Here is a 26,719-nt window from a genome sequence, read left to right as displayed (position 1 = left end):
CACGGCCCGCACGGGCCGGTCAGCGAGGGGCGGGCACCGAACTGTGGACACCCGCCCGCAGTCCGGTCCGCCGCAAGCCTCAGGCGCTGGTTTCCGGCACGCCGCCGATTCGCAGCATGCGAGCCAGTTGTTCGCGGGTATGCGCGAGTTCCTCCGCCGCCTCGGCCGACCGTTCGGCCAGCACGGCCAGCTCGGCGGTCAGCGTCCGCATGGAGGTGAGCCAGGGTTCGGGATCGGCTCCGGGCGACACCTGGAGCCATGCCGCCGACCGTAGGCAAGCCGCCCGCGCCGCTACCGCGCCCAGCCGGGCCCACAGCTCGGCGGCGCGGTGGTAGGCCGCCACCGCCTCCTCGTCCTGCCCGCAGTGCTCGAGCGCGCCTGCGGCCGACCACGCCAGCTCGGCGTGCAGCTTCGTCTGTTCCGGATCGTGCTCGACCAGACGCGCCCCTTCGAGGAACTGCCGCGCGGCCTCGCGAGGGCGGCCGAGTGCGTCGAGGGAGCGGCCGAACTGCGCGCGTACCACCGCCAGTTCGCCGGACGGATACGGGAGGGCACCGCCGGCCAGCGCCTGTTCGAAGAGGGCGACCGCCTCGCCGTGGCGCTCGGCGCGGTGGAACGCGCGCGCGGCGACCACGGTGTGGTGCAGCACGTCCGGTTCGGACAGTCCCTCCCAGCGCGCGGCGGCGCGCACCGCGACGTCGGCCAGATCGAGCTCGCGGTCCGGCTGGCTCGCGATGGCGATGACCAGCTGCGCGCCGAGTTGGGCGGCCTCCTCCCCGGTCAGCACCGGCGTGCCGAGCGCCAGCGCTTCCCGCAGATGCGCCTCCGCCTCCTCGGGCGTATCGGCGAGCCGGGCGGCGCCGAGTTCGGCCAGCCTGCGCACCTCACCGGTTCGATCACCGGAGAAGTCGTCGGCCGCCGGACCGCCGTCCGGCGTGTGCGCGGCGCGAGGCAGCGTGCTGCGGACACCGAGCGGCAGCCACTCGAGCAGCGGCTCGGCGGCGAGCCGCGCGGCCGTGCGCAGGCTGACCGCGCTGTTGCCGTTGCGGGCGTCGTAGCGGGCGCACAGCGCGCCGATCTCGGTTTCCAGCCTCGCGCGCACCGATTCCACCGTCCCGTCCGCCAGCGGAAGATCGCCCAGTCGCAGCGCGACCAGCCTGCGCAGCAGCACGCACACACCTGTCGCGAACGCGAGCCGCGCGCCCGCGTCGGCGCTGGAATCGGCCAGCCAGCTCGCGTGTTCGGCGAGGATCTCCAGCCCGCGCGCCTCGTTGCCGGTCAGCGCGCAGAATTCCACGTGCAACGCCACCGAAGGGCGCAGGTCCTCGGTGTGCCGGACCAGTGGGTACCCGGTCAGGTGCGCGCCGCGCGCGGCCGCGACGCGCCCGGTGCGCACCAGCGGGAGCAATGCCTCGGCCAGCACGCGGTGCGGTTCCTCGGCGCACGACCGGTCGCCGTCGAGCACGGGTTTCCACTGCGCCAGCCCGGCCTCGTCGTCACCGAGGGACACGCTCGTCACACCCCATTCGCTGCGCTCACAGGCGTCGCAGTCGGACATGCTGTCGCGCGCGGCGGCCCTGGCCTGCGCCAGCCACGCGGCGGCGGCCGCGGGGTCACCGATCTCGCGAGCGAGTTCGGAGCGCAGCGCCAGCACCGGGCGAAGGCTGTAGCCGCGCTGCCGGTAGCGGTTGTCCAGCTCGTCGAACCAGCGATCGATCGTGGACAGCGGTATCGACGGGTTGTCGATCATGCCCCAGGTCATCCATTTCAGGTACCAGTGCACCGAATGCGTCATCGAGCCCAATTCGGCGGGATGATCGTCGTAGACGCGCAGCAACCTGCCGTAGACGACGGGCACCAGATCGCGTTCGCCCGCGTAGGTGTAGGACTGCGCCAGCTCCAGCAGCACCCTGCCTTCGAGCGCGCGATCCGGACCGGTTTTCGCGGCCGCGGCCAGGGTCTCCAGTCGCTCGGTCCGCGTCCGGCCGTGCGGCAGCGCGTAGATGTGCGCCAGTGCGGCGTTGATCTCGGCGGCGTCCATGCTCACTCCGTCTCTTCGCCGCGGTCGGCGGCGCGTTGGGTGGCCCAGCCGAGGAATTCGGCGAAGGCGCGGTTGAGCAACGCCGTGTCGGCCGCGCTCAGCGGACGGTGGGTCATCAGCAGCGCTTGGCCGTAGAGCGATTCGACCGCGGTTCTCAGGAAGGCCGGGTCGCCGATGCGGGACAACCTGCGCACGATCGGGCTGTGATGGTTGAGCACGAGCTGAGCACGCGGCGTCGTGACCGCCAACGCGCCGAGGATCTCGGCCCACAATTCGTCGGCGTCCTCGGCGGTCTGCGCCCTGGCGCGTTCGTTGCGGGCGGCGCGGCCGTCGAGGTAGAGCGCGGGCACCGTGACCGGGTGGAATGCGCGCACGATCACATCGCACGCGAGCGGGTCGAGCACGGTCCGCGCCAGCGCCAGCACCGGGGCCAGGGCCAATTCCTCGCCGGGGTCGACCGGGTCGAGCGCCGCGGTGATCGCGCCGACGTCCAGGTCCACCACCTCGACGCCGGGTAGCAGCCGGGGCAGCTGCGCGACCAGCTCGCGGTCGTAGGCGTAACCACCGTTGACGACGCCGATCCCCTGCGCGGCGGCGGTGGCCGCCACCTGACGGAACTCCTCCACCGTCGCGGTCACCCGCACGGTGCGGTGGTTGCGGGTGAACTCGGTGAGCGGCACGCGCCCGTCGGTGGTCTCGAAATGCAGATGCGGCAGCATGATCCGCAGCAGGTCGGCCGAATGCCTGGCCATCGCCTTCACTCCGAGCGCGTGTACGGACAGGAACGCGGCCAGCCGCTGGGGCTGTTCGGCGGCGATCTCGGTGAGCCAGTCACGGATCCGATCGCCGAGCACCTCACGCACCACGGCGAGCCGCTCGTCCTCGTAGAGCCCCTCCCGCGACGCGGTGGGGCGCAGCGTGTCGGTGTCGATCACCCCGCGCACGAAGAACGCCCAGTCCGGCAGTACGCCGCGCACCGCGTCGCCGAGCAACATTCCCTTCAGGTACACCCGGTGCGCACTGCTGTCGGACGGGTTTCCCGGCTGGGACAGCACATAGGCGACACCGCTGACCCCGGCCGCACCGGCCTCGAGTTCGATGACGTCGAGCGGGGGGAAGCCCAGCGTCCGGCGCCCATAATCGAGCAGGGCGGCCCTGCGCTGGTCCGCCGACGCGAACACGCGCCGCCAGACCGGGACACCCTCGGTGACCGTCGTCACCCCTGCGTCCGACTCCACCGTCACCTCGTAGGGCAGCAGCGACCCGAACTCACGCGCCAGATCGGTCACCCGCCGTGGCCGGAACCACTCCCGCGCTCCCCCACGCGCGGTGAGCCATACGGAGGTGCCCGGCTCGGCGTAGTCCGCCGAGTCGAGCGCGCGCACCGAATAGGTACCATCGGCCGAGGCCAGCCACTCGACGGGCGGCGCCGTCGGGTCGGTGGCCGATCGGCTGACCACTCGGATGGTCTGGGCGACGGTGAAGCAGGCCAGCAGGCCGATCCCGAACTGCCCGAGGAATTCCCGTCGTGCGCCTTCGATGTCGTCGCGCTTGGACGAGCGGCCGATGGTGGCGAGGAACCGGTGGACGTCGGTCTCGGTCAAGCCGATGCCGGGATCGCTGATCCGCAGGCCGGTTTCGCCTACGGTGAGCCGAATCGCGGTGGGCGCAGACGGATCCAGCCGGTTGCGAGCGGTGACCGCGTCCACAGCGTTCTGCAACAGCTCACGGAGGTAGACCCGCGGGCTGGAGTAGAGGTGATGCGAGAGCAGATCGACTATCCCGCGCAAGTCGACCTGGAACGAATAGTTGTTGTGCACCGCCGCCGGATCGTGCGGCGTTCTGTTCACCATGGCCGCCGATCTTGTCGGCGCACGCCAAAGGTTCGCTTAACGAACCCTTTCGATCAGAGGGTCGGGCGCTTGCTCTTCGGCAGCTTGCGCACGACGGCCTCGTAGGAGAGATCGACCAGCTCGTACAGTTCGTTATCCGAGACGGCGCCGCCGAACTGGATGACGTTCCAGCCGTATCGCCCGATATAGGCCGAGGCCGCCACGTCGTCCGGATACACCCGGACCAGCTCGTCGGCCTCCTCGCGAGTCCGTCCGCATTTGAGCCCGACCGACGTCGCGCCGAGAAAAGCGAAGATCTTGTCGCCGACCTTGGCGACCACGTCGCCTTCCCACGGCTCGTCCTGCCAGGCGCCCGGCTTGGCCAGGCAGTAGTTCAGCAGCGCGGCATCGTCCATGCCGGTCTTCTACACCGGCAGCAGCCGCGAGACAACCGCGGTGAGCTGTTTGGCCGAGCGGCATTCGTGCATCTCGATCACGTCGCGATACTTGTCGGCGGCGGAATCGCCGGAGCCCCACTGGCTGCGCGGTTCCGGATTGAGCCAGTGCGCGTGTTTGGCGACCTCGACCAGCGACCGTAGCGTGTTCAACTCGGGGTCACGATAGTTCGTGCGGGCGTCGCCGAGGATCAGCAGCGAGCTGCGGCTGGTGACGGCATCCGGGTAATCCCTGGCGAACCCGGCGAGCGCGTTGCCGTAGTCGGAGTGCCCGTCCAGCCCGACGACGCTCGCCTCACCGAAGATCCGGGCCATCGACCGATCCAGCTGGGTGTGCGGGTCGAAGAATCGGGTCACCTCGTCGATCTGGTCGACGAACGCGAAGATGCGCACCCGGGAGAACTGTTCGCGCAGCGCGCTCACCAGCAGCAGCGTGAAGTTGCTGAAGCCGGCCACCGAACCGGAGACGTCGCACAGCAGCACCAGTTCCGGGCGGCCCGGTCGCGGCTTGCGGTGCACCAGATCGATGGGGACCCCGCCGGTGGACATGGATGCGCGCAGGGTCCGGCGCAGGTCGATGGCACCGCGGCGGGCGTGCCTGCGGCGCGCGGCGAGGCGCGCGGCCAAGATGCGAGCCAAACGCTGGGTGCTGCGCTTGAGCTCGGAAAGTTCCGCTTCCGAGGCGCGCAGGAAATCGACTTCTTCGGCCTGGCGGGCCACGCCGTAGCTCGCCACACGTTCGCGGCCGATCCGCTCGGCGACCCGCCGCCTGGTCTCGGCCTCGACGGTCGCGCGGAAACCGGCGATGCGCTGGCGGGCCGCGCGGCGGGCGATCTCGGCGTCGAACTCGCTCGCGTCCGGGCCGAGGGCCATACCCGCGAGGATCTTCGCCAGCAACGTCTGCGGCTGTACTTCTTTCAGCGCCTGATACGACGAGAAAGACGGGCCGCGGGCGGATTGGTACTGGCCCAGCTGCTCGACCAGCTGCGCGGCCAGCGCCTCCAGCTGCGGGGTCGCCGACTCCTGCGCCAGCAGTTGCGCGAGCAGTTCGCGCAGGGCGGGGATGTCCACATCACCCGAGCGGGTGTGCGGGATCTCGATCTCGTCCTCCGCCGCGGCGCGTTCCCCGACGGCGACCGGGAACCACAGGTCGAACAGGCCGTCGAAGGTCGCCCGGTGGGTGGTGCGCCGCAGCAACGAGCACGCCAGCCCTTCGCGCAGGACCTCGCGGTCCATCAGGTCGAGCACGGTCACCACACGGCCCGCGTCGACCGTCTCCGAGGGGCCGACCGGTATGCCGCGCGCCCGCAGCGCCTCCACGAAGCCGACCAGATGCCCCGGAATACCGTGCGGCGCGCTCAGCGACGCGACCTCGGCGGGGACCGACCCGGCCGCCACGGCTCAGGCCAGCTTCAGTTCGGCCAGCGCGCGCTGGTGGTCGCTCTGGTGTTTGAGGACCACACCGAGAGTGGCGCGAACGGTCGTGTCGTCCAGGTCACGCAGGCCCAGCGCCAGCAGCGTGCGGCCCCAGTCGATCGATTCAGCGACCGAGGGCAGCTTCTTCAACTGCATGCCGCGCAGTACGTGCACGATCCGCACCAGCTGCGCGGCGACGGCCGCCGACAGCTCCGGGACCCGGCTGGCCAGGATGCGCCGCTCCAGCTCCTCGTCCGGGAAGTCCAGGTGCAGATACAGGCAGCGGCGCTTGAGCGCCTCGGACAGCTCCCGCGTGGCGTTCGAGGTGAGTACCACGAACGGCTTTCGGCTGGCGGTGATCGTGCCCAGCTCCGGCACCGTCACCGCGAAATCGCTGAGCACCTCGAGCAACAGGCCCTCGATCTCGACGTCGGCCTTGTCGGTCTCATCGATCAGCAGCACCGTGGGATCGGTGCGCCGGATCGCGGTCAGCAGCGGGCGCGACAGCAGGAATTCCTCGGTGAAGACGTCGGCCTTCGTCTCCTGCCAGTCGTTCTCACTGGAGGCCTGGATGCGCAGGATCTGCTTGGCGTGATTCCACTCGTACAGCGCGCGGGCCTCGTCGACGCCCTCGTAGCACTGCAGGCGCACCAGCTCCGCGCCCGAGGTCTGCGCGACAGCGCGCGCCAGCTCGGTCTTGCCGACACCCGCCGGTCCCTCGATAAGCAGCGGCTTGCCCAGACGATCGGCCAGGAACACCGAGGTGGCGGTGGCCTTGTCCGCCAGGTAGCCCGTGCTCGCCAACCGTTCGAGCACGTCTTCCACCGACGAGAAGACCGGCTCCTGTACTGCGCTCTCCGACACCACCCGGCACCTTTCTTCCGAACCATCCCCCACGCTACGGCAGCGCGGCGCGGACACCGACTCGGCATCGTCCGCGGCCGCCGCGCACACCGGTCAGACCGGCCGGATCTGCCCCTCGCCCCAGACGATCCACTTCGTCGAGGTCAGTTCCGGCAGGGCCATCGGACCGCGCGCGTGCAGTTTCTGGGTGGAGATGCCGATCTCGGCGCCGAAGCCGAACTGCTCGCCGTCGGTGAAAGCGGTGGAGGCGTTCACCATCACGGCGGCGGCGTCGACCCGGCCGGTGAACTCGCGCGCCGCGGCGAGGTCGCCGGTGACGATGGCCTCGGTGTGGCCGGTGCCCCAGGTGTTGATGTGCTCCACCGCCGCGTCCAGGCCGTCGACGACCTTGAGCGCGATGTCCAGGGTGAGGTACTCCTCGCCCCAGTCCGCGTCGGTGGCCGGAACCTGGCCGGGGAGATCACCGTGGATGGTGACCCCGGCCCGCTCCAGCGCGTCGGTGAGCCGCGGCAGCGCGGTGTCCGCGATGGCGGCGTCGATCAGCACGGTCTCGGCCGCGTTGCACACGCTGGGACGGCGGGTCTTGGCGTTGATCAGGATCCGCTCGGCCATGGCGAGATCGGCGGCGGCGTGCACGTAGACGTGGCAGTTGCCGGTGCCGGTCTCGATGGTGGGCACCTGCGCGTCGCGGACGACCGCGTTGATCAACCCGGCTCCCCCGCGCGGAATGACGACGTCGACCAGTCCGCGGGCCTGGATCAGATGGGTGACGCTGGACCGGTCCCCGCTCGGCAGCAGCTGCACGGCGTCGGCCGGGATACCTTGCGTGACAAGCGATTCGCGCAGCACCGCGACGAGCGCGGCGTTGGACCGCGCCGCCGAGGACGAGCCGCGCAGCAGAGCGGCGTTACCGGACTTGAGCGCGAGCCCGAACGCGTCGACGGTGACGTTCGGCCGGGCCTCGTACACCATGCCCACCACGCCGAGCGGCACGCGCACCTGCCTGATCTCCAGCCCGTTCGCCAGGGTCGAGCCGCGCACCACCACACCCACCGGATCGGGCAGCCCGGCCACCTGACGCAACCCCGAGGCGATCCCGTCGATGCGGGGCTTGGTCAGCCGCAGCCGGTCCAGCAGCGACTCCTCGGTGCCCGCGGCCCGCGCCGCGGCGATGTCCTCGGCGTTGGCGGCCAGCACCCGATCGGCGGCGGCGAGCAGCGCGTCGGCGGCGGCGTGCAGCGCGTCGTTCTTCTGCGCGGTCGTCAGCTGGGCCAACGCCCGCGACGCGACCCTGGCCTTGCGCGCGGCCTCGTGCACCACCGCACGGACATCCGGTTGGGTGGTCGTTCCTACCGTCATGGGTACAGCCTACGCAAGGGGCGCGGCGCCGATCCCACCCGCTGGGCCGCGCCGACGCGGGCGCGCGGTCACGTGCGCGGCCCGAGCCGGGCGACTACCGTCCGGCGATGTGACGGTCGAACCGGACGCTCCCGCGATCGTGGCGCTCGGCAGCATCAACATGGATTTGGTGACCACGACGGCGCGCAGGCCCGTCCCCGGCGAGACGGTCCTCGGCAGCGGCTTCGCCATGGTGCCGGCGGGAAAGGTGCCGATCAGGCCATTGCCGCGCAGCGAGCGGGTGGCGCGGTCCGCTTCCTCGGAGCGGTCGGCGACGACGTCTTCGCGGGCGAACCGCGCGGCGCGCTGACCGCCGCGGGGGTGTCGGCCGACCGGCTGCGCACCGTCGCCGGGCCGAGCGGCATCGCCACCATCGTGGTGTACGACGACGGCGAGAACAGCATCATCGTCGTCGGGGGCGCCGATATCTTGCTGTGCCAGTTGGAGATTCCGGTCGAAACGGTCGCCGCCGCGGCCCGCCACGCCCGTGCGCACGACACAAAGGTGCTGCTGAACCCTTCGCCGGTGCGCCCTCGCCCGCCGAACTGTGGGCGAATGTCGATGTCGCCGTGCTGAATTCGGGTGAGGCCGAAAAACTGGGGGCGGCTCTCGACGCCGTCGCGCATGTGGTCGTCGCCCGCGGGGCGGCGGGCGCGGACTGTCGCGGACCGGATGGCGCCCGCCTGTCCCGGCCCAGCCCGCGCGTGGCGGTCGTCGACACCACCGGGGCGGGCGACGCGTTCACCGATGCGTTGGCCGCGGCCTGGCATCGCGGCCCCGAATGGGCGCTGACCTGGGCGTGCGCAGCCGGAGCGCTGGCGACGACCCGGTTGGGCGCGAGCAGTTCGATCCCCGCCCGCGAGGAGATCACCGCCGCCATGGCCGCGGAGTAGGGGCGCGCGCCACGACGGCTCCCGCTGCGCCCGAGCCGATATCGTGAGGGCATGGCCACCACGCCGGATCGCATCCCCGCCGACGGCGACACCGCTCTGATTCACGGGGTCGACGCGTCCATGGTCGCCCTGAGCTTCGTGGACAACGCGGGCATCACGCGCGTGAAAGCCGTCCCGGGGAAGCGGCTGGATCGCGCGTCCCGGTACGGCGTCGGGGTTTCGCCGTGCTTCGAGACCTTCGCCTTCGACGACGTGATGGCGGTCGGGCGCTATCTCGGCGGCCCCGACGGCGATCTGCGGCTCATCCCGGATCTGGCCGGGCTGACCGAACTGGCCTGCCAGCCCGGCTGGGCGTGGGCGCCCACCGACAAATACACCCAGGACGGCACCCGTTTCGTCGCCTGCCAGCGCCACTTCGCGACACGCCAGACGGCTGCGGCGCAGGCCGCCGGTCTGCGGTTGGCCATGGCCTTCGAAACCGAATGGGCAGTGGGCCGCGCCGACGGCACCGAGGGCTTCACACCCGCGATCCACGGCCCCGCTTACGGCATGGTGCGGCTCGGGCAGGTCGCCGAATACGCCGCCGACCTGGTCGCCGCGCTCGAACGGCAAGGTGTGGCGGTGGCGCAGTTCCATCCGGAATACGCGCTCGCGCAACTGGAGTTGTCGGTCGAACCGTCCGAGCCGGTCGCCGCCGCGGACCAGGCGGTGCTGGTCCGGCATACGATCCGTCAGATGAGCGCGCGCCACGGCTGGCGGGCGCTGCTCGCCCCATGTATCGAGCCGGGCGGCGCCGGTTCCGGAGCGCACCTGCACCTGTCGGTGACCGACGAGGAGGGCCCCCTGTTCGCGGGCGGCGACGGCCCGCACGGCATGCGGCGGACCGGTGAGGCGTTCCTGGCGGGAGTGTTGCGGGAACTGCCCGCGCTGGTCGCGGTCGGTGCGGGCAATCCGGCGAGCTTCCTGCGGCTGGCGCCGTCGCGCTGGGCGGGGGTCTGGCAGTGCTGGGGCCGCGAGACCAGAGAGGCCGCGCTGCGCTTCGTCACCGGAGTCCGCGGCACCGAGAGGTGGGCCGCCAACGCCGAGATCAAATGTCTCGACGCGACGGGTAATCCGTACCTGATCGTCGGGTCGGTGATCGCGGCCGGGCTCGCCGGTGTGGCCGAACGCTTACGCCTTCCGGCCGAGATCACCGGGGATCCCGCGACTTTCGACGCCGAAGCACGCATGATGTCGGATGTGCGCCGCCTACCCACTACACCGGCCGAAGCCGCCGACCACCTCGCCGCGTCCGAGGTGCTGGCCGACGCCATGGGCGCCGAACTGCACGACGCGCTGCTCACCGTGCGCCGCGCGGAGAACGAGCGGTACGCCGCCGCGAGCGCCGAAACGCTGGTCGCCCTGACACGTTGGCGGTTCTGACATGCTCACCGACGGGGTGCGGCTCACCGATCACCACTGCCACGGCGTCCGCACCGAGAACCTGGACCGGCGCGGCTTCGAGCGCCTGCTCGGCGAGGGCGCGCACGGGAGTTTCGATTCCGCGATCGGGCTCGCGGTGCGCCGCTGGTGCGCCCCCGCGCTCGACCTGCCCGCCCATGTCAGCCCGGATGTCTACCTGCGTCATCGCACCCGGCTCGGCGCCAGGGAGGTCGCCGCGCGACTGCTGCGCGCCACCGGGGTGACCCGGTGGTGCTTGGACACCGGAATCGGCGGCGGCACGGCGGATTTCGCTGCCCTGGTGGACGGCGAGGTACGCGAGGTGGTCCGGTTGGAGGAGGTGGCCGAGCGGGTCGTCGCCCAGGTCGGCGCGGTGTCCGGGGTCTACGAGCGGATCGAGGCGGAACTGCGCGCGCGGGCCGCCCGTGCCGTCGGATTGAAGACGATCGTCGCCTACCGGTGCGGTCTGGATTTCCCGGTGCGGGATCACCCGCCGACCAGCTTCGCGCCCGAACACCGGCTCACCGATCCGCACGTGCTCGGCTGGCTGGTCGGTCTCGGGGCGCGGATCGGCGCCGAGTTCGGTCTGCCTCTGCAATTCCACACCGGGTTCGGCGACCCCGATCTGCGCCTCCGGCACAGTGACCCGCTGCTGCTCACCGATTTCCTGCGCCGGACCGCGGGCACCGGGCTGTCGGTGATGCTGCTGCACTGCTGGCCCTTCCATCGCCATGCCGCCTACCTCGCGCACGTCTTCGATCACGTCCACCTGGATCTCGGCCTGACCATTCCCTATGTGGGGCAGCGGGCCGGAGCCGTGCTCGCCGAGACGCTGGAACTCGCCCCGTTCCGGGCACTGTGCTACTCCTCGGACGGCTACGGGCTCCCGGAGTTGCACTACCTCGGCGCCCTGCTCTGGCGGCGCGGGCTGGGCAAGCTCATCGACGAGTGGATCGCCGACGACGCGATCACCACCGCCGACGCCGAAGTGCTGGTCAACGCCATTGCCCACGGGAATGCCGGGCGCGTCTACCGGGCACGATTCGCACACCCCGTGGGCTGACCCTCCACCGTCCCGGTCGGTCGGATATTCGGGTGCGCCGGGCGCCGCCGGTCCCTACCGTTGACAGTGAAGACCAACGGAAGGACCGAGACCATGTTTCCCGTCGAGCTGCGCGGCACCAAGGCGCAGACGCTCATGTGGGCCCACGAGCACGAGGTCGAGCAGTCCGCGCTGCGGCAACTGCGCAACATCGCCGCGCTGAAATGGGTCCACGGCGTCCGCGTGATGCCCGACGTGCACCTCGGCAAGGGGGCCACGGTCGGATCGGTGATCGCGATGAAGGACGCGGTGTCGCCCGCCGCGGTCGGCGTGGACATCGGCTGCGGCATGGAGAGCGTGCGCACCGACCTCACCGCCGCGGATCTGCCCGACAACCTGCGGTCGCTGCGGTCGCGGATCGAGGCGGCGGTGCCGGTCGGCTTCCAGGCCCATCACGACGCCGTGGACGTCACCCGGCTCGGCTCCCAGGTCGCCGGGCTCGGCGCGAGCACTACGACGCTGCGGGCGGGCTGGGAGCGTTTCTGGGGTTCGTTCGGCGCGCTGGACGCCCGGGTACAGCCGCGCGAGTCCAAGGCGCACAAGCAGATGGGCACGCTCGGCGGCGGCAACCACTTCATCGAGGTCTGCCTGGATCAGGAGCAGCGGGTGTGGATCCTGCTGCACTCCGGCAGCCGCAACATCGGCAAGGAACTCGCCGAGCGGCACATGGCGATCGCGCGCACGCTGCCGCACAACATCGATCTGCCCGACCGCGACCTGGCGGTCTTCGTCTCCGGCACGCCGGAGATGGAGGCCTACCGCCGCGACCTCACCTGGGCGCAGGAGTACGCGGCGCGCAACCGCGCGGTGATGCTCGCCCTGGTCTGCCGTGCGGTCGCCGCCGAATTCGCCCAGCGTGGAGTGCGTTTCGAGCAGCCCATCAGCTGCCACCACAATTATGTGGCGGAGGAGCTGATCGACGGCGTGCCGATGCTGGTCACCCGCAAGGGCGCCGTGCGCGCGGGCGCGGGTGATCTCGCGCTGATCCCCGGCTCGATGGGTACTCGCTCGTACGTGGTGCGCGGCAAGGGGAATCCGGCCTCGTTCCAGTCGGCTTCGCACGGCGCGGGACGGCGGATGAGCCGCAACGCGGCCAAGAAGCAGTTCACCGTGGCCGATCTCATCGCCCAGACCGAGGGCGTCGAGTCGCGCAAGGACGCGGGCGTGGTGGACGAGATCCCGGCCGCGTACAAGGACATCGACGAGGTCATCGAGGCACAGCGCGACCTGGTCGACGTGGTCGCGACGCTGCGTCAGGTGCTCTGCGTGAAGGGCTGACCGTCGCGGTCTGGATCCGCCGGCCGCTTCCTGGATACCATCGGGTATGCCTTGGCGGCCGTCCTTCTTCGCCCCCGCTCCGGGTTCCGACCCGGCGGCGGGGCCGCCGGAGATTCCCGGCGTGCGCCGGTCGGAGGTGACCGCCCGCGGGGTGCGTTTTCACGTCACCGAGGCGGGTCCGGCGGACGGACGCCCGGTGCTCGCGCTGCACGGCTGGCCCGAGCATCATTACGCCTACCGTCACCTGCTCGCCGATCCACCGGACGGGTTGCGGATCATCGCGCCCGATCTGCCCGGGTACGGCTGGTCGGGCCCCGCCCCGCACCGGTGGGCCAAGGACGACGTCGCCTCCGACCTGCTCGCGTTGCTGGACGCGCTCGGCCTGGACCGCGTCCTGCTGGTCGGCCACGACTGGGGCGGCTACATCGCCCACCTGCTCGTGCTGCGCGAGCCGGAGCGCTTCGACGCGCTGCTGGCGCTGAACATCGCTCACCCGTGGCAGACGCCGCGCGCGTTTCTCCCGCATGCGTGGCGGTTCCTGCTCTACCAGCCCGCCGTCGCGGCGTTCGGCACCTACCTGCACCGGCGTACCCGCTTCTTGGAGCAGTTCGTCTTCGCCGGTGCGGTACGCCATCGCGAGGCGTTCGGACCCGAGGTGATCCGGGCATACGCGGACCGCTTCCGCGACCCCGTCTGCGCCCGCACGGCGACCGACACCTACCGCACATTCCTGCTGCGCGAAGTGCCCCGATCGGCCGGGCACGGCGAACAACGGCGAGCCCGGGTGCCGATCCTGGCCCTGTTCGGCGTCGAGGACGCGGCGATCCATCCGTCGCTCGCCTCCGCCGAAACCGCCCGCGCCGACGACTACCGGCTCGAACTGGTCCGCGACTGCGGCCACTTCATCATCGAGGAACGCCCGGACCTGGTCCGTGCCCGGCTGGCCGAGCTGGCGGCGGCGACCGCGCACCCCGCTTGAGTCCGACCGGCGGCGCCAGCGCGTGGGAAGGATGCGCACCCGGCGTGCCGGCGAGTATGTGAAACTCGGGGCTGAGCTGCGAGACCGCAGGTGAAGACGGCATAGGAGAAGCCTGCATGGTGCGCATCGGGGTCACCGGGCACACGAACTTCACACCTGCCACCGAGCCGCTGGTGTGCGCCGTGATCGGTGAACGTCTCGCCGCGTACGCCGCCGCGGACCTGGTCGGCGTGAGCTGCCTCGCCCGCGGCGCCGACTCGATGTTCGCCAAGGCTGTACTGGATGCCGGTGGGCGGCTCGAAGTGATCTTGCCGTCGCGGAACTACCGGGAAGCGCAGGTGCGGCCCGACCAGGCCGACCTTTTCGACGAACTGGTCGATCGCGCGGCGGCGGTACGAGTGATGGACTTCGACGACGCGGGGCTCGAGGCCTACGAAGCGGCGAACGAGACGATGCTGGCGTCGTGTGATCGGCTGATCGCGGTATGGGACGGCGCGGCCGGGCAGCGCGGCGGCACCGGATCCGTGGTCGCGCTCGCTCGCCGGCGTGACGTGCCGGTCGAGATCGTGTGGCCGGAAGGCGCCGCCCGGCTGACCCGGTAGTCGGCGAGCCCGGTGTGGCGGCGGTCGGGCGCGCGGCCACCTGTCGGAGTCGTCGGGCACGATGGAGCGCATGACCACGGCCACCGGCGCGTCTTCGATCGACCTCACTGCCCCCGACCTGCGCGAGCACGCCGAACAGCTGCTGCGTGAGCTCGCCGGGGCGGGCGCTCGGCTGCGGGAGGACCAGTGGACCGCGATCGAGGCGCTCGTCGTTCGGCGGCGCAGGGCGCTGGTCGTGCAACGCACCGGCTGGGGAAAGTCGGCGGTGTACTTCATCGCCGCGAAGCTGCTGCGCAGGGCGGGGCGCGGGCCGACGGTGATCGTGTCGCCACTGCTCGCGCTGATGCGCAACCAGGTGTCGGCGGCGCAGCGCGCGGGGGTGGTCGCGGCGACCATCAACTCCGGCAATGTCACCGAGTGGGACGAGATCCACGCCGACGTCGCCGCGGGCGCGGTCGACGTGCTGCTGGTCAGCCCGGAGCGGTTGAACAACCCGGACTTCCGCGATCAGGTCCTGCCCCGGCTCGCCGCCGACGCCGGGCTGGTGGTGATCGACGAAGCGCACTGCGTCTCGGACTGGGGCCACGACTTCCGGCCGGACTACCGGCGCATCCGGACGCTGATCGCCGACCTCGGCTCCGACGTCCCGGTACTCGCGACCACCGCGACCGCCAACGACCGGGTGGTCACCGACGTCGCCACCCAGATCGGCACCGACACGCTGGTGCTGCGCGGCACGCTGGATCGCCAATCGCTGCACCTGTCGGTGGTCCGCTTCGACGACGCCGTGGAACGCACCGCCTGGCTCAGCGGCCATCTGCACCGGCTGCCCGGCTCCGGCATCGTCTACACGCTCACCGTCGCCGCCGCGCACGATCTCGCCGACGTACTGAACTCGCACGGCCACACCGTCGCCGCCTACACCGGGCAGACCGACCCCGCAGAACGCGAGGCTCTGGAGGCGGCGCTGCTGAACAACGAGGTGAAGGCGCTCATCGCCACCTCCGCGCTGGGCATGGGCTTCGACAAACCCGACCTCGGGTTCGTGGTGCACGTCGGCGCGCCGTCCTCCCCCATCGCCTACTACCAGCAGGTGGGACGCGCCGGGCGCGGCACCGACCGGGCCGAGGTGATCCTGCTCCCCGGCCCCGAGGACGCGCGCATCTGGAGTTACTTCGCCTCCGTCGCGTTCCCCCGTGAGCACATCGTGCGCGCCGTGCTCGACGCGCTGGACTCCAACCGCGCGTTGTCCACCGCGGCATTGGAGCCGCTGGTGGAGCTGAATCGCTCCCGGCTGGAGATGGTGCTGAAGGTGCTCGACGTGGACGGTGCGGTGCGCCGCGTGCGCGGCGGCTGGATCGCCACCGGCCGTCCGTGGACCTACGACACCGAGCGCTACGAGCGCCTGTCCATCGCCCGCGAGGCCGAACAGCAGGCCATGATCGACTACCAATCCACCACCGATTGCCGGATGGAATTCCTGCGCCGCCAGCTCGACGACCCGGGACTGTCCGCCGACGCGGCGGATTCGCCCGGCTGCGGCCGCTGCGACAACTGCACCGGCAGCCGCCCCGACCGCACCGTCGCCGCCGACGCGGTGGCCGCCACCAAGGCCCGGCTCGACCGCCCCGGCATCGATCTCGCGCCCCGCAAACAGTGGCCCACCGGCATGGCCAAGCTGGGAATCCCGTTGTCCGGCAAGATCACCGGCGGCGCCGAGACCGGCCGCGTCCTCGGCAGGCTGACCGACCTGGGCTGGGGGCAGCGACTGCGCGCGCTGCTCGACGGCCCGGACGATCCGGTCCCCGACGCGGTCTTCGACGCCTGCGTCGCCGTGCTGCGCGAATGGAATTGGGCCACCCGCCCGAGGTCGGTACTCGCCCTGGAATCCCCGCGCTATCCTGTGCTCACCGCCACCCTCGCCGCCCGGCTGGCCGAGGTCGGCCGCCTGCGGGACCTCGGCACCCTGCGCACCCGCCCCGACCGCCCAGCCGTCTCGGCGGCCAACTCAGCACACCGCGTAGCCGGACTGTTCGACTCCTGGGAGATCCCCGACCTCACCGACGTGCCGGGCCCGATCCTGCTGGTCGACACCATCACCGACACCGGCTGGACCTTCACCGTCGCCGCCTACGCACTCCGAGCGGCCGGCGCCGACGCCATCCTCCCGTTCGCCCTGGCCACGCCGACATAGTCTGCGGACTCAGGCCGGTCTCCTACCTCCCCCACAGAGAGGGTCGCCCGGCGCCGTCGAACACGTCTACCGGCGTCCGTCGAATCGTTCGCCACATATACGCTACGAAGCCCAGCGGCAATCCCACCGACGTAACGGCAGCACATCGAGGTGGCACGGCTACCGTCCTACGCCCCCCGCTGACCCCGACTCCCGGTTTCGAGCGAAGCGAGAACGAGCATGTTCCGTTCGCGGCCCGGGTCGCGCAAACGCGAGCCACAAAGGGGCCGCGAACACGCAGCGCCGCAGGCGCTGCAATCAAAGACTGAGCGTCGCCCGCAGGCGGGCGTCGAGGGATTCCGTCTCCTCCGGGGAGAGCATGCCGAGATGTTCGGTGAGCCAGGGGCGATAGGCGCGGTGCAGTTTCAGGGTGTCGGCCCAGCCGTGTTCGGTGAGAGTGGCCAGCACATGCCCGGGGTCGGCGTCGCGCAACGGGACGACTTGCAGCCAGCGATAGCGCGAGGTGATCACCGCCGAGTCGGAGATCAGCACGACCGTCATGCGCCGCGGGAAAGGGGTGCCGTCACTGAGCGTCGGGGCGTAGCGCCAGATCTCGCCGCGTTTCATGCGGCGCCGGCGGCATCGTCTTCGGCGGCCTGGGTGAGCGTCATGTCGTCGTAGGCCGCGGCCAGCTCGGCCTCATCGTCGATGGCCAGTGCGGTCAGGCTGTCGTGCACGAGCGTGGAGCGGAGCGCGGCGTTGATCACCGCCGACAGGCTGCGGTTCTGGCGATCGGCGACCTCCCTGGCCCACTCGGCCACCTGCGGATCCAGCGTGACGGTCACGCGCGTCGCCTTGCTCATACCGGTATGCATACCAGAGCGGTGCGACGCCGGGAACCCGGCCGCGGCAAAGCTCGCGCCGGTTCGAAGTCGCGCGGGGCTTTCCTCCGCTTCGCCCACTACAGTCGATCCGTGGCCAGCAAATCCACCGGGTCGGCGATCGAGCTCGAGGTCGGCGACCATACGATCCGCGTCTCCAACCCCGACCGCGTCTACTTTCCGGAGAGCGGCGCCACCAAGCTGGATCTGGTGCAGTACTACCTGAGCGTCGGGGACGGCATCGTCAACGCGCTGCGCGACCGGCCCTGCATGCTGCACCGGTTTCCCAAAGGACTCGCGGGCGACAAGGTGCATCAGAAGCGGCTTCCCGCCGGCGCGCCGGACTGGATTCCGACTGTGCGGGTGTACTTCCCGCGCTATGGGAGGCATGCCGACGAGCTGTGCGTCGAGAAGCTCGCCGACGTCCTGTGGGCGGTGCAGATGTCCACGGTCGAGTTCCATCCGTGGAATTCACGCGCCGCCGATACCGAGCGTCCGGACGAGTGGCGCATCGACCTCGACCCGATGCCGGATTGCCCGTGGTCGCGAGTGCAACGGGTCGCCGGGGTGGTGCACGAGGTGCTCGACGAGATCGGCGCCGTCGGGTGGCCGAAGACCTCTGGCGGCAAGGGCATGCATGTGTACGTGCGGATCGCGCCGGATCAGGGATTCCAGGACGTGCGCCGCGCAGCGCTCGCGTTCGCCCGGGAAGTCGAGCGGCGGGCGCCCGACGACGTGACCACCACCTGGTGGCGGCGCGACCGCGATCCGAAGATGCTGTTCGTCGACTACAACCAGAACGCCCGCGATCACACCATCGCCGCCGCCTACTCGGTGCGCGGCGTCCCCGCCGCCACGGTCTCCACACCGGTACGCTGGGACGAAATTCCCGACATCGATCCGCGCGACTTCACCATGGCCTCCGTTCCCGCTCGCTTCGCCGAACTCGGCGATCTGCACGCGGGCATGGATGACGCGGTGTTCCACCTGGATCCTCTCCTGGAGTGGGCCGAGCGGGACAAGGTGGACGTGGAGCTCGACGAGGAGCAGAGCGAGGCCTAGCGCCGCGCCGAACGCACACCCTGTGACCGGTCGGCGCACGCCGGGCGGTGTTACGGTCGCAACGTCTCGCTCGCGACCACGTTCCTACTGCTCCGAAGGAGGTCCGTCCATGAACCGACCGGCAGTGACGATCGCGATCGGCCCCGCCGACCCACCTCCCACGCTGCTGGAGAAGGCCGTCGTGGGGGCGGGCGCCACCCTCTCCGATCTCGGCGAGGCGCGCGGGCTGATCTGGGCCGGCGACGCAAGCGAGTTCCCGGACGAATTGCCCGCCGGTGTGGAGTGGGTGCAGCTTCCGGCCGCAGGCGTCGAGGACTGGTTCGCCGCGGGCGTCATCGCCAGGCATCCCGCTGTGCGATTCACCTCCGCCGCAGGCGCTTTCGCGGCGAGCGTGGCCGAGCACGCGCTCATGCTGCTGCTCGCTGGTGTCCGCTACCTGCCCGAGCATCTGCGCGCGTCGGACTGGCGGCAACAGGACTTCTTTCCGCACGTCGGCACGCTGCGCGGCAAGACGGTGACGATCGTGGGCGCGGGCGGCATCGGCCGCGCGCTGATCCCGATGCTGGTTCCGCTCGGCGCGCACATCATCGCGGTGAACCGCAGCGGGCGTCCGGTCACCGGCCCCGGCATTCCCTCTTCGGTCGAGACGATTTCCGCCGATCATCTGGGCCGGGTCTGGCCGCATACCGATCACGTGGTGATCGCCGCGCCCGCCACGCCCGCCACCAGGCATCTCGTCGGCGCGGACGAACTGGCGCGGCTCAAGCCGTCCTCGTGGATCATCAACGTCGCGCGCGGCAGCCTCGTCGACACCGACGCGCTGGTGGCCGCGCTGGCCTCCGGCGCGATCGGCGGCGCCGGCCTCGACGTCACCGACCCGGAGCCGCTCCCGGCCGGTCATCCCCTCTGGTCGCTGCCGAATGCCATTGTCACTCCCCATGATTCGAACCCGCCGCAGCTGCGGTTGGCGGCCTTCGCCGACCATGTCGAAGCAAACGTCTCGCGGTTCCTCGAAGGACGTCCGCTGCTGGCGCCGATCGACCCCGCGCGCGGGTACTGAGAGCGTTCGCGCACAACAGAATTCGAGCAGAGTGGGCCTCGGCATTCGGCGGCGGTGGACGCGCCGGGCATGATCCGCGCGACCCCGTCCGCTGCGAGGCGCAGCGGCCCGCCACTGCGGAAAGCGCTCGGCGGTACCGGTCGGGCGGTCGTTGTCCGGTGACGAGTCGGGTGGCTCGCCCGATCGGCATCAGCCGGACAGCGCTCGGCCGAGGATCTCCTCGATGACCTCGCTCTTGGCGTTCGCGTAGTGCTGCACGAACTTCCAGTCCCGCCGCGCGAGAGCTCTTTTCGTACGCTCGTAGTACTCCCGGTCTCCGTGGTGCGTGCGCAACCAGTCGCGGAAGGCGAGGATCCGCTCGATCTCCGGCGCGCCCGACTCCGGCGCGAACACATGCAGATTCACGTTTCGGCGCGCACCACTGTCCACCCGGCGGACAAGACAGCGATGCTGATACCAGTCCGGTTGCCGGACGCGCAGCGCGTACCCGGCAGCTTCGAGAGCCGGTAGATAAGCGGCTTCGTCGTCGGCGTCGGGAACCAGCAGCAGGATGTCGATCAGCGGCTTGGCCGCGAGACCGGGAACCGACGTGGAACCCGTGTGCTCGATCCGCAGCGCCACATCACCGAGTGCCGCGCGTATCACGGCTTCTTCCTCGGCATACCAGTCCGGCCACGCGGGGTCGTAGTTCTCCAGAACCACCTTGACCGCATAAGGCTCCACCTCGCCGACCGTCGCCGCCGCGATCTCGTCGTCGTCCAAGGTAGCCACACGTCACGGTAGCCGGTCCGGATTACCTTCCACAAATGTGCCATTGACAACTGGCACATTGATGCCTGATTCTTAGCGCATGACAAGGTCAACGAGGACCTCGGTCCCCGGCGTTCCCACCGCGCCCTCGACCCGCGCCACCGTGGCCGCGGCGGCCACCAGGCTCACGCTTCGGCCGGTGAACTGCGCGGTGCCGATGAACGCGCCGGGCGTCTGGTTCGCACGCAAGCTCATCGCCACGCTGATGGCCGTCGGCGGTCCCGTGCCGCCCGGTACGTCCGTCACCCAGGTCCGGTCGGGCGCGGTGCGCGGCGAATGGGTGCGGGCGGCGGGCGTGCCGTTCGGGACGCGAGCCGTCTACTACATCCACGGCAGCGGGTATGTGATCTGCTCGGCGCGCACGCATCGCGCTCTCGCGGCTCGGCTGTCGGCGAAGACCGGGCTTCCGGTCTTCCTCACCGACTATCGCCTCGCGCCCGAACACCGGTTCCCCGCCGCCGCCGACGACGTCGAGGCGGGTTACCGCTGGCTGCTCGGCCGGGGCATCGCCGCGGAAGACCTGGTGATCGCCTGCGACTCCGCGGGCGGGCATCTCGCATTGGACCTGCTCGTCGAGAACGGACGACACCGCCGCCCGCAGCCCGCGGCCGTCGCGATGTTCTCCCCGCTGCTGGATCTGACCCTCGGCTTGGCGGCCGAGCGGGAACGCGTCCGGACCGATCCGCTGATCTCGGCCGCCGCCGCGAGCAGGCTGCCCGCGGCCTACACCAACGGTCACCCGGCCGACGCCGCGCGCCTGCGGCTGACCATCCCGCAGGGTCTCGCGCTGCCGCCGATCCTGGTGCAGGTCGGCGGCACCGAGATGCTCGCCGCCGACGCACGGGCGCTGTGCGAGATGGTCCGGCGCGCGGGCGGCAGCTGCGAACTCGAGATCTGGCCTGGGCAACTACACGTCTTCCAGGCCCTTCCCCTGGTGGTGCCCGAGGCCGACCAAGCCCTCGCACGCGCCGCCGACTTCCTGCGCGCGGCGCTGGTCGCTACCTCCGGTACGGAAAAGGTGAGCTGAGATGTTCGGATTGGACAAGCTGGTGGCCCTGGGCAGGCCCCGGCGCACGCACGGTGCGCGAGCCGTGGTCACCGGCGCGGGCAGCGGCATCGGCCGCGCGTTCGCGCTGGAGATCGCCGCCCGCGGCGGCCGGGTGATCTGCGCCGACATCGATGAGGTGCGCGCCGACGAAACGGTCGCCCTGATCGAACGCGCCCACCCGGGCGCCGCGCACGCCTTCCGCTGCGACGTGGCGCAACGCGAGGACGTGGAGTTGCTCGCCCGCTTCGCCGAAACGCTGTTCGAGCGCCCGGTCGACCTGGTGATCAACAACGCGGGCGTCGGGATCGGCGGCAAACCCGTGGGGCACATCGGCTTCGACGACTGGCAGTGGGCACTGGGCATCAACCTGTGGGGAGTCGTGCACGGCTGCGAGGTCTTCGCCCCGCGCCTGCGGGCGGCCGGACGCGGCGGCATCATCAACGTCGCCTCGGCCGCCGGATTCGCCGCCGCGCCCTCCATGGCCGCCTACAACGTGTCCAAGGCCGGTGTGCTGTCGCTGTCGGAGACCATGGCCGCCGAATTGAGCGGCACCGGTGTCGCGGTGACGGTGTTGTGCCCGACGTTCGTCCGCACGAACGTCGCGCGTGACGGCCGGATCACCAAGGAATCGGCGCAACTGGCCGACTTCCTCATGCGCTGGACCGGCTTCTCCCCCGAGCGCGTCGCGCGCACCGCCCTCGACGCGCACGACCGCGGTCAGCTCTATGTGCTTCCCCAACTGGACGCGCACGCCGTATGGCTGCTCAAGCGGTGCTTCCCCGCGCAGTACACCTACGTCCTCGGGCTCCTGGAGCGGCTGCTGCCCCAGGACCACTCGACCACCACCGACCGCACTCCGGTCACCGACAAGACAGGAGTCTGACATGGCTGCCATCGCGATGGACTTCGACGACATGCTCCGCAAGATCAAGGACCGCCAGTGGGCGCTGGCCGACATCGATTGGGACGCGCCGGGCCGCGAGACCATCACGCCCGAACTGCACGCCAAGCTCAAGCCGTTCATGGCCGATCTGATGTGGATCGAGAACGTCGGCGCGCGCGGCTTCGCGGCGATGGCCAAGAAGGCGCCCACCGAGACGTTGCGCGAGATCTACCGCTACTTCCACGCCGAGGAGCAGAAGCACGCCAACGCCGAACTCGCGCTGATGCGCCGGTGGGGCATGCTCGACGGCGACGAGATCCCGCAGCCGAACGTGAACGTCAAGCTGGTGATCGACTTCCTGGACAAGTACTCCGACGACATGTCGCTGTCGTTCCTCGGCACCGTGATCCCGATGCTGGAGGTCGCGCTGGACGGCGCGCTGATCAAGTTCATCATGGACGAGATCGAGGACCCGGTCTGCCAGGAGGCGTTCAAGAAGATCAACTCCGACGAATCCCGGCACCTGGCCGTCGATTTCGCCGTGATGGATCTGCTCGGGCACGCGGAGATGCGCAAGCTGTTCATCGACCTGGTCGGCGGCTGGGCCAAGCCCTCGCTGATCATCGGCGTGCTGAGCTATGTGCCGTTGCTGAACAAGATGCGCGACAACATCGTCGCGATGGGCGTCGACGAGGAGAAGCTCTACGGCGCGCTCAAGCGGTACGCGAACGTCGGCGAGCGCAGCGAATTCGCGCGCAGGCTGCCGATGTACCAGATCGTGAAGACGCACGGCGGCTGGGTGATCGACCGCGGTCACCCCTACCACTTGGTGGCCGACGCGCTGGTGAAGATCACCGGGTTGCTGCCGAGGGCACTGCTGCGCAACAACCCGACCTGGTCGAAGGAACTGACCTACGAGCCCGCGGCATGACAGGGAACCCGATGAGCACCCACACCCTCGACGTCGCCGTGATCGGCGGCGGGTTCGCCGGAATCGGCACGGCCATCCGGCTGAAGCAGCGCGGCATCCATGATTTCGCGATCTTCGAGCGCGGCGCCGCGATCGGCGGCACGTGGCGCGACAACACCTATCCCGGTGCGGCGTGCGACATTCCGTCGCGGTTGTACTCCTACAGTTTCGCGCCGAACCCGGATTGGTCGCGCACCTACTCCGGCAGCAACGAGATCCTCGGCTACATCGAGGCGATGGCCACGGAATTCCGGCTCGGTCCACACCTGCGCTTCGGGCACAACGTCACCGGCATCGTGTTCGACGAGCAGGCCGGAGTCTGGCACATCACGATCGAGGGCCACGCCGAGCCGATCCTCGCCCGCGCCGTGGTGCTGGCGTCCGGGCCGCTGGCCAACGCGAGTCTCCCGGATATCCGCGGCATCGAGACGTATCAGGGTCACAAGATCCACAGCGCCCGCTGGGATCACGACTACGACTTCACCGGCAAGCGAGTCGCGGTCGTCGGCACCGGGGCCAGCGCGGTCCAGATCATCCCGGAGCTGGTCGACAAGGCCGCCTCGGTGAAGGTGTTCCAGCGCACGCCCGGCTGGGTGCTGCCGCGGGTCAACCGGCAGACCAACGGCCTGACCAAGGAGCTCTACCGCCGCGTGCCCGCCGCCGAACAGCTGGCCCGGCGCGCCTGGTTCTACGGCCACGAGTCGGTGGCGCTGGGCGTGGTGTGGAATACGCCGCTGACCAGGGTGGTCGAGCTGGTCGGCAAGGCACAGCTGCGCAGGCAGGTCAAAGACCCCTGGCTGCGCCGTCAGCTCACCCCGGACTTCCGGGCCGGTTGCAAACGCCTGCTGATGACCGACGACTACTACCCCGCCCTCCAGCGGGACAACTGCAAGCTGATCACCTGGCCGATCGCCCGGATCTCCGAGCACGGCATCCGCACCGCCGAAGGCATCGAGCACCAGGCGGATTGCATCGTCTTCGCGACGGGGTTCGACGTCTCCAAGACCGGGACCCCCATTCCGGTGACCGGGCGCGACGGCCGGATCCTCGCGGACGAATGGGCGCGTGGCGCCTACGCCTTCAAGAGCGTCGCCGTCTCCGGGTATCCCAATCTGTATTTCACCTTCGGACCCAATTCCGGGCCGGGGCACAACTCGGCGTTGGTGTACATGGAAGCCCAGATCGACTACCTCGTCGGCGCGATCGGCGTCATCCTGGACCGGGACCTGCGCATGCTCGACGTGCGGCAGGATCGGCAGGACCGCTACAACGCCGCCATCCAGCGCAAGCTCTCCGCCACCACCTGGAACTCGGGATGCCGCAGCTGGTATCTGACCGAGGACGGCTTCAACGCGACGATGTATCCGGGCTTCGCCACGCAGTACGTCCATCAGCTGCGCGCGGTCGATCTCGACGACTACCTCGTGGTCGAGCAGACCGCCGACCAGCGGCGACAACGAGTGGCACCGGTTTCGTAGGTGCCGGGAGACCGGCGGCGCGGACGATAGACTCGGTCCGCAGGGAGTTCAGCGGCGCGCCGCCGGTCCATCGGCGCCTGGTCAGCGAGGGAGGTGAGGTCGACGCCGGAATACCGGATCGATGACCTCGCGCGCGCCGCGGGCACCACCACCCGCAACGTGCGCGCTTACCAGGAACGCGGACTGCTGCCGCCGCCGGTCGGCAAGGACGGCAGGGCCAGCATCTACGACGACGCGCACCTGGAGCGGCTGCGCCTGATCGACGCGCTGCTGCAGCGCGGCTTCACCACCGCGCACATCGCCGACTTCATCACCAGCTGGGAGACCGGCAAGGACCTCACCGAAGTGCTCGGCCTGCAGCACGCAGTGACGGCGTCCTGGGCCAAGGACGAGACCTTCGAGGTGCCCCGCGAGCTGATCGGCACCATCCTCGGCGCCGATGCCGACGAACTGGTCGACCGGCTGCGCGAGATGAAGCTGGTCCGGCTGGAGGGCGACACGGTGGTCTTCACCGAGACCCAGCTGCTCACCTCGTTCGCCGAGTTGCACGAGTACGGCCTGGAACTGCGCACGCTCATCGAGATCTACGCGAAGGTGGCCGACCGCATCGATGACATCACGCACATCATGATCACCGCGGCCAAGCAGCACATCATCGATGAGCACGGGCCCGGCTGGATGCCCGACACCAGCGGCGAAATCGCCGAGACCACAACGATGCTCAACAAGATGCGCGAACTGGCGGTGGCCTCGGTGCACGCCACGCTCGCCCGCTCACTGGACGTCACACTGCGCCGCGAACTGGGCGATTATCTCGCCACGGCGGCCGAGCGAGAGAAACAGCGCAGCGAATCCGGCCGCGACGTACCCTCCTAGACAAGCGCAGAGTGCCGACCTTCGACGGATGGAGTCGCAGTGGCGTCCGACCGACCGAGAATCCCTCCGCTTCCGCTGGTACGGGCCGTCGAGTCGGTGCGCGGCGCCTTGGCTCTGGCGTTTCGCAAGCTGGTGCCCGGACACGTCGCACTGATGGAACTGATCGCCGCCGGGTGGATCACGCAGGCCATTCACGCCGCCGCGGTGCTCGGCGTGGCCGACGAACTCGCGGCGGGACCGCGCTCGGGTGCGGAGCTCGCGGCGGCGGTCGGCGCCGACGAGGGCGCCCTGCGTCGATTGCTGCGACTGCTGATCAGTCACGGCATCTTCACCCAGCGGCGCGACGGGCGCTACGCGCTGACGCCGATGGCACGAGCCCTGCGCCGCGATGCCGACGTGTCGTTGCGCGACGCGGTGCTGTTCTTCGGTTCGACCGCGCACCGCAATCACTGGTCGCATCTGGTCGACGCGGTGCGCACCGGGGAGCCGGTCGGCGAGAAACTCGACGGGATGTCGTTCTTCGACTACGTCCAGCACGATCGCGAACTCGGCGAATTGTTCGACCGCGCGATGACCAGCATCGGCACCTTGGCGATGGAACCGCTGTTCGCGGCCTACGATTTCGGCCGCTTCGAGACCCTGGTCGACGTAGGCGGGGGCGAAGGGACGCTGCTCACCGAAATCCTGCGCCGCGCACCCCGATCGCGCGGCATCCTGTTCGACCTGCCGGAGGTGGTGGCCGACGCGCCCGCTCGGCTCGCCGAGCTCGGTCTCGCCGATCGCTGCGCGGTGCACAGCGGATCGTTCTTCGACAGCGTCCCCGAGGGGGGCGATGCCTACCTCCTCAAGCACATTCTGCACGACTGGGCCGACGCGGACGCCGGGCGCATTCTGCGCACGCTGCGTGCGGCCATGGGCCCCGACGCCCGGTTGCTGATCGTCGAACTGGTCGTCCCCGAACACACCGCCCCGCATCCGAGCAAGTACATCGACCTGGAGATGCTGGTCAACGCGGGCGGCCGGGAACGCACCGAGGCCGAGTACCGCGAGTTCCTCGCCCGGCACGGATTCACGCTGACCAGGCGCGTGCCGACGGCCTCACCGGACAACGTGCTGGAGGCGCGGCCGAGCTGACCGCCGCGATCCCGGAAACGCCGACAGCCGAAACGTGTTCGCTG

General features: G+C 70.3%; 23 protein-coding genes and 1 pseudogene. 15 read left to right on the top strand and 9 right to left on the bottom strand.

The window, feature by feature from the left end; all coding sequences use genetic code 11:
• Positions 1-79 precede the first annotated feature (79 nt).
• From ACZ6DL_RS15140 to ACZ6DL_RS15115, 6 genes are all read right to left on the bottom strand, one after another.
• Positions 80-2,041 (bottom strand): hypothetical protein, encoded by a 1,962-nt coding sequence (locus ACZ6DL_RS15140; protein WP_466051472.1) that lies wholly within the window; start codon positions 2,039-2,041, stop codon positions 80-82.
• Positions 2,042-2,043: 2 nt separating this feature from the next.
• Complete coding sequence (locus ACZ6DL_RS15135; protein WP_466051470.1) at positions 2,044-3,894, bottom strand: HSP90 family protein; 1,851 nt, start codon at positions 3,892-3,894, stop codon at positions 2,044-2,046.
• 53 nt (positions 3,895-3,947) lie between these two features.
• Positions 3,948-4,289, bottom strand: a complete 342-nt coding sequence (locus ACZ6DL_RS15130) for an MmcQ/YjbR family DNA-binding protein (protein ID WP_466051468.1) — start codon at positions 4,287-4,289, stop codon at positions 3,948-3,950.
• 9 nt (positions 4,290-4,298) lie between these two features.
• Positions 4,299-5,726, bottom strand: a complete 1,428-nt coding sequence (locus tag ACZ6DL_RS15125) for a vWA domain-containing protein (protein WP_357037230.1) — start codon at positions 5,724-5,726, stop codon at positions 4,299-4,301.
• A 3-nt stretch (positions 5,727-5,729) separates the two neighbouring features.
• Positions 5,730-6,611, bottom strand: a complete 882-nt coding sequence (locus ACZ6DL_RS15120; protein WP_040865516.1) for an AAA family ATPase — start codon at positions 6,609-6,611, stop codon at positions 5,730-5,732.
• 90 nt (positions 6,612-6,701) lie between these two features.
• Positions 6,702-7,967: a glutamate-5-semialdehyde dehydrogenase gene (locus ACZ6DL_RS15115; RefSeq protein ID WP_466051466.1), complete on the bottom strand. Its 1,266-nt coding sequence runs from the start codon at positions 7,965-7,967 to the stop codon at positions 6,702-6,704.
• Between the two features lie 160 nt (positions 7,968-8,127).
• Between ACZ6DL_RS15115 and ACZ6DL_RS15110 the strand changes: the two are divergent.
• From ACZ6DL_RS15110 to ACZ6DL_RS15080, 7 genes and pseudogenes are all read left to right on the top strand, one after another.
• A pseudogene (locus ACZ6DL_RS15110) lies at positions 8,128-8,899 on the top strand (PfkB family carbohydrate kinase).
• Positions 8,900-8,950: 51 nt separating this feature from the next.
• Positions 8,951-10,321, top strand: a complete 1,371-nt coding sequence (locus tag ACZ6DL_RS15105; RefSeq protein ID WP_466051464.1) for a type I glutamate--ammonia ligase — start codon at positions 8,951-8,953, stop codon at positions 10,319-10,321.
• A gap of 1 nt (position 10,322) precedes the next feature.
• Positions 10,323-11,402, top strand: a complete 1,080-nt coding sequence (locus tag ACZ6DL_RS15100; protein WP_466051463.1) for an amidohydrolase family protein — start codon at positions 10,323-10,325, stop codon at positions 11,400-11,402.
• A 93-nt stretch (positions 11,403-11,495) separates the two neighbouring features.
• Positions 11,496-12,719, top strand: coding sequence for an RtcB family protein (locus ACZ6DL_RS15095; protein ID WP_466051461.1), 1,224 nt, complete (start codon positions 11,496-11,498; stop codon positions 12,717-12,719).
• A gap of 46 nt (positions 12,720-12,765) precedes the next feature.
• The gene (locus ACZ6DL_RS15090; RefSeq protein WP_466051460.1) at positions 12,766-13,698 is read left to right on the top strand and encodes an alpha/beta fold hydrolase; all 933 of its coding nucleotides are present in this window, start codon (positions 12,766-12,768) and stop codon (positions 13,696-13,698) included.
• A 116-nt stretch (positions 13,699-13,814) separates the two neighbouring features.
• Positions 13,815-14,300, top strand: coding sequence for a hypothetical protein (locus tag ACZ6DL_RS15085; RefSeq protein WP_466051458.1), 486 nt, complete (start codon positions 13,815-13,817; stop codon positions 14,298-14,300).
• Positions 14,301-14,361: 61 nt separating this feature from the next.
• Complete coding sequence (locus ACZ6DL_RS15080) at positions 14,362-16,494, top strand: RecQ family ATP-dependent DNA helicase (RefSeq protein WP_466051456.1); 2,133 nt, start codon at positions 14,362-14,364, stop codon at positions 16,492-16,494.
• A gap of 297 nt (positions 16,495-16,791) precedes the next feature.
• Here the strand turns inward: ACZ6DL_RS15080 and ACZ6DL_RS15075 are convergent, their stop codons facing one another.
• On the bottom strand, positions 16,792-17,100 hold the full coding sequence (locus tag ACZ6DL_RS15075) for a hypothetical protein (RefSeq protein WP_466051454.1): 309 nt from the start codon (positions 17,098-17,100) through the stop codon (positions 16,792-16,794).
• On the bottom strand, positions 17,097-17,435 hold the full coding sequence (locus ACZ6DL_RS15070) for a hypothetical protein (RefSeq protein ID WP_466051452.1): 339 nt from the start codon (positions 17,433-17,435) through the stop codon (positions 17,097-17,099). Before ACZ6DL_RS15070 ends, ACZ6DL_RS15075 begins: the two co-directional genes overlap by 4 nt.
• A gap of 12 nt (positions 17,436-17,447) precedes the next feature.
• Here ACZ6DL_RS15070 and ligD point away from each other — a divergent pair, with 12 nt between their 5' ends.
• On the top strand, positions 17,448-18,416 hold the full coding sequence (ligD, locus tag ACZ6DL_RS15065) for a non-homologous end-joining DNA ligase (protein WP_062977476.1): 969 nt from the start codon (positions 17,448-17,450) through the stop codon (positions 18,414-18,416).
• A 109-nt stretch (positions 18,417-18,525) separates the two neighbouring features.
• On the top strand, positions 18,526-19,476 hold the full coding sequence (locus tag ACZ6DL_RS15060) for a D-isomer specific 2-hydroxyacid dehydrogenase family protein (RefSeq protein ID WP_466051450.1): 951 nt from the start codon (positions 18,526-18,528) through the stop codon (positions 19,474-19,476).
• Positions 19,477-19,665: 189 nt separating this feature from the next.
• Here the strand turns inward: ACZ6DL_RS15060 and ACZ6DL_RS15055 are convergent, their stop codons facing one another.
• The gene (locus ACZ6DL_RS15055; RefSeq protein WP_466051448.1) at positions 19,666-20,247 is read right to left on the bottom strand and encodes a GrpB family protein; all 582 of its coding nucleotides are present in this window, start codon (positions 20,245-20,247) and stop codon (positions 19,666-19,668) included.
• A 79-nt stretch (positions 20,248-20,326) separates the two neighbouring features.
• Here ACZ6DL_RS15055 and ACZ6DL_RS15050 point away from each other — a divergent pair, with 79 nt between their 5' ends.
• The 6 genes from ACZ6DL_RS15050 to ACZ6DL_RS15025 all read left to right on the top strand — a co-directional run bounded on the left by ACZ6DL_RS15050 (position 20,327) and on the right by ACZ6DL_RS15025 (position 26,675).
• Positions 20,327-21,313: an alpha/beta hydrolase gene (locus ACZ6DL_RS15050; protein ID WP_466051446.1), complete on the top strand. Its 987-nt coding sequence runs from the start codon at positions 20,327-20,329 to the stop codon at positions 21,311-21,313.
• Between the two features lies 1 nt (position 21,314).
• On the top strand, positions 21,315-22,217 hold the full coding sequence (locus ACZ6DL_RS15045) for an SDR family NAD(P)-dependent oxidoreductase (RefSeq protein WP_466051444.1): 903 nt from the start codon (positions 21,315-21,317) through the stop codon (positions 22,215-22,217).
• Positions 22,218-22,227: 10 nt separating this feature from the next.
• A complete protein-coding gene (locus ACZ6DL_RS15040; RefSeq protein WP_062977520.1) occupies positions 22,228-23,148 on the top strand; it encodes a hypothetical protein in 921 nt (306 codons plus the stop codon).
• 11 nt (positions 23,149-23,159) lie between these two features.
• The gene (locus tag ACZ6DL_RS15035) at positions 23,160-24,665 is read left to right on the top strand and encodes a flavin-containing monooxygenase (protein WP_466051442.1); all 1,506 of its coding nucleotides are present in this window, start codon (positions 23,160-23,162) and stop codon (positions 24,663-24,665) included.
• A 93-nt stretch (positions 24,666-24,758) separates the two neighbouring features.
• Positions 24,759-25,541: a MerR family transcriptional regulator gene (locus tag ACZ6DL_RS15030; RefSeq protein WP_062977487.1), complete on the top strand. Its 783-nt coding sequence runs from the start codon at positions 24,759-24,761 to the stop codon at positions 25,539-25,541.
• A gap of 39 nt (positions 25,542-25,580) precedes the next feature.
• The gene (locus ACZ6DL_RS15025; protein WP_466051440.1) at positions 25,581-26,675 is read left to right on the top strand and encodes a methyltransferase; all 1,095 of its coding nucleotides are present in this window, start codon (positions 25,581-25,583) and stop codon (positions 26,673-26,675) included.
• The last annotated feature ends 44 nt before the right edge of the window (positions 26,676-26,719 follow it).

Source organism: Nocardia sp. NPDC041819 (assembly GCF_055590505.1).
Note: the sequence above shows the minus strand (reverse complement) of the source record. Positions and strands in the feature narration are given on the sequence as shown.